General features: G+C 72.6%; 5 protein-coding genes. 3 read left to right on the top strand and 2 right to left on the bottom strand.

Annotated elements, in window-relative coordinates; all coding sequences use genetic code 11:
- Positions 1-119: 119 nt before the first annotated feature.
- A complete protein-coding gene (locus NE236_RS33590) occupies positions 120-1,286 on the bottom strand; it encodes a thiolase family protein (protein ID WP_252846250.1) in 1,167 nt (388 codons plus the stop codon).
- Positions 1,287-1,514: 228 nt separating this feature from the next.
- Positions 1,515-2,471, bottom strand: coding sequence for a prolyl aminopeptidase (pip, locus tag NE236_RS33585; RefSeq protein WP_252846249.1), 957 nt, complete (start codon positions 2,469-2,471; stop codon positions 1,515-1,517).
- 187 nt (positions 2,472-2,658) lie between these two features.
- Here pip and NE236_RS33580 point away from each other — a divergent pair, with 187 nt between their 5' ends.
- From NE236_RS33580 to NE236_RS33570, 3 genes are all read left to right on the top strand, one after another.
- On the top strand, positions 2,659-4,686 hold the full coding sequence (locus tag NE236_RS33580; protein ID WP_252846248.1) for a coiled-coil domain-containing protein: 2,028 nt from the start codon (positions 2,659-2,661) through the stop codon (positions 4,684-4,686).
- A 367-nt stretch (positions 4,687-5,053) separates the two neighbouring features.
- Positions 5,054-6,712, top strand: a complete 1,659-nt coding sequence (pyrG, locus tag NE236_RS33575; protein ID WP_252846247.1) for a CTP synthase — start codon at positions 5,054-5,056, stop codon at positions 6,710-6,712.
- Complete coding sequence (locus NE236_RS33570; protein WP_252846246.1) at positions 6,709-7,341, top strand: NUDIX domain-containing protein; 633 nt, start codon at positions 6,709-6,711, stop codon at positions 7,339-7,341. Before pyrG ends, NE236_RS33570 begins: the two co-directional genes overlap by 4 nt.
- The last annotated feature ends 35 nt before the right edge of the window (positions 7,342-7,376 follow it).

Below are 7,376 nucleotides of genomic sequence, written 5' to 3'. Positions count from 1 at the left end.
GCGGTCGCAGGGGACGCAGCGCCGGATCACGAGCCGGTCCCGCGCCGCGCCGTCGAAGAACGGGCCGGATCGGCCGTCGCGCCGCACGACGCCGGCCGCGCCGGTGTGCTCTTCCGCGCTCATCGGCGTCCCCTCGGGCGCGGGCCGACGAGCAGTGTGGAGTGGTGGCCCAGGACGCCGCCGTTCCCGCTGACCAGGATGAGGTCGCCCCGGGGCGCCTGGCGTTCGCCGCCGTCGCGCCGTGCCTGGATGACGGCCTCCGACAGCGGCGTCATCCCCCAGAGGTAGTACGCCGACAGCTGTCCGCCTCCGGTGTTGGTCGGCAGGCTCCCGCCGGGCCCCAGCGCGCCGCTCGCGGCGAACGGACCGCCCTCGCCCTTGGCGCAGAACCCGTAGTCCTCCAGGGACACCAGGACGGTGTAGGTGTAACAGTCGTACAGTTGGCACATGGTGATCTCGGCGGGCGTCACGCCGGCCATCTTCATCGCGGCCGGACCCGAGATCGCGGCACCGGTGGTGAGCCCGAAGTCGCTGTCACGTTCCAGCCGGTGCCCGGGATGTCCCTGGCCCCAGCCCCAGACGTAGACCGGTGGCCGCGCCAGGTCGCGGGCGCGCTCGGCACCGGTGACGATCACAGCGATGCCGCCGTTGGAGACCAGGCAGCAGTCGAGGAGGTGGAGCGGCTCGACGATCCAGCGGGACTCCTGGTGGTCGCGCAGCGAGATCGGGTCGCGCAGCTGTGCCAGGGGGTTGCCGGCCGCCCAGGCCCGGGTGCTCACCGCGATCGCCCCGAACTGCTCGCTCGTCGTGCCGTAGCGGGCCATGTGCCGCCGGGCGGCCAGTGCGTAGGAGGCGGTGAAGCTGCGGAATCCGAGGGCGGCGCGGAGCCCGTCCAGGCCGTGCCACTCGCGGGCGTCCCGGTGGTACGCCGCACCCGCCGTACGGTCCGGCCGCAGCGGCGTGTCGGCGAACACGCAGGCGACGGCGGTCGCCGAACCGGCGGCGATCGTCGACGCGGCGTGCGCCACCATCGCCCCGGCGGTCGCGCCGAGGGAGTTCATCTGGACGAGCAGGCGAAGGTCGCGCAGGCCGAGGGTGTGGGCCAGCTCGACGCCGGGGGAGCCGGACAGGCCGGGGGCGACGATGAGGCCGTCGAGGTCGGCGAGGGGGAGGCCGGCGTCGGCCGCGGCCGCGCGCACGGCCTGCGCGGCCAGGCGGCGCGGACTCCGGCCGTAGACCTTGCCGAGCTCGGTCATGCCCAGCCCGGCGATCGCCGTCTCAGCCATGGCTCACCGTCGCCGCCTCACTCCGGTGGTGCGTTCGCACCCACCGTACCGAATGATGTTCGGATTCGGGTGGGGCGGCGGCTCACCGTTTCGCGGGGAAGGCGGCTCACGTCCGCGTCGATGTGGATCCAGAAGCCGTCGACGGGCGCCGCCGCCAGGTCGCGGCGCGCGGCCCCGGCGGTCACCGCCGGGGCGTGCTCGCGGACGTAGTGGCGGCGGAACCGGCCGTCAACGGGCGAAGCGGTCGGTGGCCTCGATGAGGTGGTGCAGGATGCCCGGCTCGATGTAGGCGTGCCCCGCGTCGTCGACGATGTGGAAGTCCGCCTCCGGCCAGGCCTTGTGCAGGTCCCACGCCGTCGCCGGCGGCGTGCAGACGTCGTAGCGGCCCTGCACGATCACGCCCGGGATGTGCCGGATCTTGTCGACGTCCCGGATCAGCTGCTCGTCCTCGAAGAAGCCGCCGGCCCGGAAGTAGTGGTTCTCGATCCGGGCGAACGCAACGGCGTAGTCGGGGTCGGCCTGCTCGGCGATGATCTCCGGGTCGGGGCGCAGCGTGATCGTCGAGCCCTCCCAGACGCTCCACGCCTGCGCGGCCGGGATCCGCACGGCCGGGTCGGGGTCGTTCAGCCGCGCGCCGAACGCCCCGATCAGATCCTCGCGCTCGTCCTCGGGGATCGGGGCGACGTACTGCTCCCACAGGTCGGGGAAGAGCAGCGACGCCCCCTCCTGGTAGAACCAGTACAGCTCGAACGGCCGCAGCGTGAAGATCCCGCGCAGGATCAGCTCGGTCACCCGGTCCGGGTGCGTCTGTGCGTACGCCAGGGCCAGCGCGCTGCCCCAGGAGCCGCCGAAGACGAGCCACCGGTCGATGCCCAGGTGTTCGCGCAGCCGCTCCATGTCCGCGACGAGGTTCCAGGTCGTGTTGTGCTCCAGCGAGACGGCCGGATCGCTCGCGTGCGGCCGGCTGCGCCCGCAGTTGCGCTGGTCGAACAGCACGATCCGGTACGCCTCCGGGTCGAACTGCCGCCGATGACCGGGCGTGCAGCCGCCACCGGGGCCGCCGTGCAGCATCACCGTGGGCTTGCCGTCGGGGTTGCCGCAGACTTCCCAGTAGATCTGGTCGTCGTCGCCGACATCGAGCAGGCCGGAGTCGTACGGCTCGATCGGCGGGTAGAGCGTCCTCATGCTCGAAGATTCTTCCATCCGACACGCCGACGATCTCACAGAGTGACGGTGAGCGGCCCCGTGTCGTGTCACCCCTGGTCACCGGCGCCACGTCGAGCCCGCCAGGTCTCGAATTCATCACGAGGCATGCACCACACCTTGCGTGACATGGCAGACAGCTTGGTGAGACGCCCTTAGAGTTCCCTATGTGAGCGATCTCAACGGTTCGGGCGGTTCCTATTCGCCAGAGGGCGCCGGGTCGTCGTGGGCGCCGAGCAATGCCAACCTGCCGGCGATCCCTGGTGAAGCGGGCCAACCGGGCGAGGTGGTCGACCGGCTGAGGCAGATGGCCGACATGCTCGCCGGCGCGCTGGCGCAGGGCGAGCAGAAGGTCGCCGAGGCGAAGCAGGAGGCCGCGGCGAAGATCGCGGCGGTGCGCGCCGACCACGAGTCGGCCAAGCAGGAGGCCTCGTCCGCCTGGCAGGAGGTCGAGCGGCTGCGTGCCCAGGCCCAGCAGGCGCAGGCCACCGCGCGCCAGATGCTGGCCGAGCGCGAGTCGGCCAAACAGGACGCCGCCTCCGCGCTGCAGGAGGTCGAGCGGATACGCGCCGCGCACGACCAGATCGAGCAGCGCGCCGAGCAGTCCGAGGCCGCCGTGCGCCAGATGATGGCCGAGCGGGAGTCCGCGCAGCGCGAGGCCGCCACCGCGCGGCAGGAGACACAGGGCGAGCGGCAGGCCAAGGAGCAGGCCGAGGCGGCGGCGCGCCAGCTGATGGTCGAGCGGGAGGGCGCCCAGCAGGAGACGCTCGCCGAGCGGCAGCTGAAGGAGCAGGCCGAGGCCGCGGTCCGGCAGATGATGGCCGAGCGTGAGGCGGCGCAGCAGGAGACGCTGGCCGAGCGGCAGGCCAAGGAGCAGGCCGAGGCCACGGCGCGCCAGCTCATGGCCGAGCGCGAGGCCGCCCAGCAGGAGACGCTCGCCGAGCGGCAGCTGAAGGAACAGGCCGAGGCGACCGCCCGCCAGCTCATGGCCGAGCGCGAGGCCGCCAAGCAGGACGCCGCCGTCGCCTTCCAGGAGGTGGACCGGATGCGCGCCCAGGTCGAGGACATGGGGCAGCGCGTCGAGCAGTCCGAGGCGGCCGTCCGGCAGGCGATCTCCGAGCGCGAGTCGGCCAAGCAGGAGGCGCAGACGGCCTGGCAGGAGGGGCTGCGGGCACGTGCGCAGGCGGAGCAGTCCGAGGCCGCCATGCGCCAGGCCCTCACCGAGCGTGACCAGGCCCAGCGGGAGACGGTCGCCGCCCGCCAGGAGACCGACCAGGCCCTCGCCCAGGCGCGGCAGGCCGAACAGCGCGCCGAGCAGTCCGATGCCGCCGTGCGCCAGCTCATGTCCGAGCGCGAGGCCGCCCAGCGGGAGGCCGGTACGGCGTGGCAGGAGGTCGAGCGCCTCCGCGTCCAGACCGAACAGGCCGAGGCCGCGATGCGGCAGGCGTTCACCGAGCGCGACCAGGCACGGGCCGCCGCCGACCAGTCCAGGGGCACGGCCGAGCAGTCCGAGGCGGCGGCCCGGCAGGCCTTCGCCGAGCGCGACCAGATGCGTGAGGACCGCGACGAGGCGCACCGCTCCGCCGGTGAGGCCCAGACGGCGCGCAAGGCCGTCGAGGGCGAGCGCGACCGGTTCTCCCAGCACGCGGGCGAGCTGTCGCAGGCCCTCGAGACCGCGCACGCCGAGCTGAACTCGCTGCGCTCTAAGGCGGCCGACCTCGAGGCGGTGAACATGACCCTGCAGCAGACGGCGGGGACGTCGGCCAAGGAGGCCGAGGACGCCCGCCGCCGGACCCAGGAGCTCGACACCGACCGCCGCCGGGCCCTGGATCAGGCGACGAAGGCCGAGACCGGCCGGGACCTCGCCGAGCGGGGACAGGCGCGGGCGCAGTCGGACCTGGCGGGGGCGCAGCGCCGGGCCGAGGACGCCGTTCGCGAGCGCGACCAGGCCCTCGTGTCCGCCCGGCAGGCCGCCGCCGAACGCGACGCGCTCACCCAGAAGCTCGACGAGCGCGAGCAGTGGGTCGACCAGCTCGCCGAGGCCGTCACCCAGCAGCGTGACGCCCTGGCGGCCCTGTCGAGCGAGCGGGACCAGGCGCGTACGGCGGCCGACCAGGCCCGGAAGATCATCGATGAGCTGTCCAGCCAGATGCAGGCGCCGAACGCCACCGGGAGCTACGCCAACGGCTACCGCTGATCCGCTCATCCGGTGCCGCGCCGGCGGCGTCGGCCGGTTCCGCTCATCCCGGCGCCTGACGGGCGGCCGCCGTTGATCCCGCTCATCCGGTGTTCCGCGGACGGTCGCCGTTGGTTCCGTCCCTCGTCGGCGGCCGCGGTCGATCGGCCCGCAGGAGACCCGGGAGCCACGCCGGAGGCCCTTCCCGATCGGCCCGCAGGGGACCCCGGGAGGCGCGCCGGCGGCCGTCCTCGATCGGGTCGTCCGGCCCCATCGGGAGATCGCCGGGCGCTACCAGGAGAGTCGCCTGTTATTCTGGTGGCCCGTGGACATTCGGTCGTTCGCCACGCCGGTGAACGCCACGACAACGACCACGGGAGCGTCTTTCTTGCCTTCGGCAGTCATTGGTGGGCCCAGTCGGGTCACCAAGCATCTCTTCGTCACCGGCGGTGTCGCCTCGAGCCTCGGCAAAGGGCTGACGGCCTCCAGCCTCGGGCGGCTTCTGACCCTGCGCGGTCTGCGGGTCACCATGCAGAAGCTCGACCCCTATCTCAACGTCGACCCCGGCACCATGAACCCGTTCCAGCACGGGGAGGTCTTCGTCACCGACGACGGGGCCGAGACCGACCTGGACGTCGGCCACTACGAGCGGTTCCTGGACACGGAGCTGCACGGCTCCGCCAACGTCACCACCGGCCAGGTGTACTCCAATGTGATCGCCAAGGAGCGGCGCGGGGAGTATCTCGGTGACACGGTCCAGGTCATCCCGCACATCACCAACGAGATCAAGGACCGGATCCGCGGTATGGCCGGCCCCGACGTCGACGTGGTCATCACCGAGGTCGGCGGCACGGTCGGCGACATCGAGTCGCTGCCGTTCCTGGAGGCCGTGCGCCAGATCCGGCACGAGATCGGCCGGGACAACTGCTTCTTCCTCCACGTCTCGCTGCTGCCCTACATCGGCCCGTCCGGTGAGCTGAAGACCAAACCGACGCAGCACTCCGTCGCCGCCCTGCGCAGCATCGGCATCCAGCCCGACGCGATCGTGTGCCGCTCGGACCGGCCGATCACCCAGGGGCTGAAGAACAAGATCAGTCTGATGTGCGACGTGGACGCCGACGCCGTCGTCTCGGCGGTCGACGCCCCGAGCATCTACGACATCCCGAAGGTCCTGCACACCGAGGGCCTCGACGCGTACGTCGTGCGCCGTCTCGGCCTGCCGTTCCGTGACGTGGACTGGAAACAGTGGGACGACCTGCTGCACCGCGTCCACCAGCCCTCCCACGAGGTCACGATCGCGCTGGTCGGCAAGTACATCGATCTGCCCGACGCGTACCTGTCGGTCACCGAGGCGCTGCGGCACGGCGGGTTCGCCAACGACACCCGCGTCAACATCCGCTGGGTCAAGAGCGACGACTGCCAGACGCCGGAGGGCGCGGCGCGCGAGCTCGGCGGCGTCGACGGCGTCCTGATCCCCGGCGGCTTCGGCGTGCGCGGCATCGAGGGCAAGGTCTCGGCCGCCCGCTACGCCCGTGAGAACCGCATCCCCACGCTGGGCATCTGCCTCGGCCTGCAGTGCATGGTCATCGAGGCGGCCCGGTCCCTGGCCGGCATCGAGGGCGCCAACAGCGCCGAGTTCGACGAGAAGGCCGCCGACCCCGTGATCGCCACGATGGCCGACCAGGTCGACGTCGTCGCGGGCGAGCGCGACATGGGCGGCACGATGCGGCTCGGCCTCTACCCGGCCGACCTCGCCGAGGGGTCGCTGGTCCGCGAGATGTACGCCGCGGCCAAGGTCGAGGAGCGTCACCGGCACCGCTACGAGGTCAACAACGCCTACCGCGAGGAGCTGGTGGCGGCCGGCGTGGTCTTCTCCGGCGTTTCCCCCGACGGGCGCCTCGTGGAGTACGCCGAGCTGCCGCGCGACCGGCACCCGTTCTACGTCGCCACCCAGGCCCACCCGGAGTTCCGGTCCCGGCCGACACGGGCGCATCCGCTGTTCGCCGGCCTCATCGCCGCCGCGCTGGGCGAGGCCGGCGACCGATGACCGGCAACGACGGCGTCGCCGACGAGCCCTGCCGCTGGGAGACCGTGGGCAGCGAGCGGCGGTTCGAGGGCGCCATCATCGAGGTGCGCACCGACCGGGTCCGGATGCCGAAGGGCGACGATTCCGAGGTGGTCGGACGCGACGTCGTCGTGCACCCGGGGTCGGTCGGGGTGATCTGCCTGGACGACGGGGAGCGGGTGCTGCTCCTGAAGCAGTACCGCCACCCCGTCGGCTACCTGCTGTGGGAGCCGCCCGCCGGGCTGCGCGACGTCGAGGGTGAGCCGCTGTGGCGCACGGCGGCCCGGGAACTGGCCGAGGAGGCCGGGTACCGCGCCCGCGAGTGGCACACCCTCCTGGACGCCTGCACGTCACCGGGCATGACCGACGAGCGGACGCGGATCTTCCTCGCCCGCGGGCTCAGCGAGATCCCCGAAGGCGAGGACGGCTTCGAGCGGATCCACGAGGAGGCCGACATGCCGGTCGCCTGGGTGCCGCTCGAGGAGGCGGTCGCCGCGATTGGGCGCGGACAGGTCCACAACCCTCTCGCCGTCATGGGTATCTTGTCGGTCTACGCCGCTCGGGCCACGGGCTTTCGCGACCTGCGCGCACCCGACGCCCCCGAGTGGTGACCCGCGTCCGCCACGACTCGCCGGGATGAGGTGCC

Source organism: Actinoallomurus purpureus (assembly GCF_024055795.1).
Classification (GTDB): domain Bacteria; phylum Actinomycetota; class Actinomycetes; order Streptosporangiales; family Streptosporangiaceae; genus Actinoallomurus; species Actinoallomurus purpureus.
This window is presented reverse-complemented; position numbering and strand designations above follow the sequence as displayed.

What these genes read in the sequence shown, in the direction of transcription:
- NE236_RS33590 (WP_252846250.1), bottom strand. Translation starts at nt 1,286, where the DNA reads ATGGCTGAGACGGCGATCGCCGGGCTGGGCATGACCGAGCTCGGCAAG.
- pip (WP_252846249.1), bottom strand. Translation starts at nt 2,471, where the DNA reads ATGAGGACGCTCTACCCGCCGATCGAGCCGTACGACTCCGGCCTGCTC.
- NE236_RS33570 (WP_252846246.1), top strand. Translation starts at nt 6,709, where the DNA reads ATGACCGGCAACGACGGCGTCGCCGACGAGCCCTGCCGCTGGGAGACC.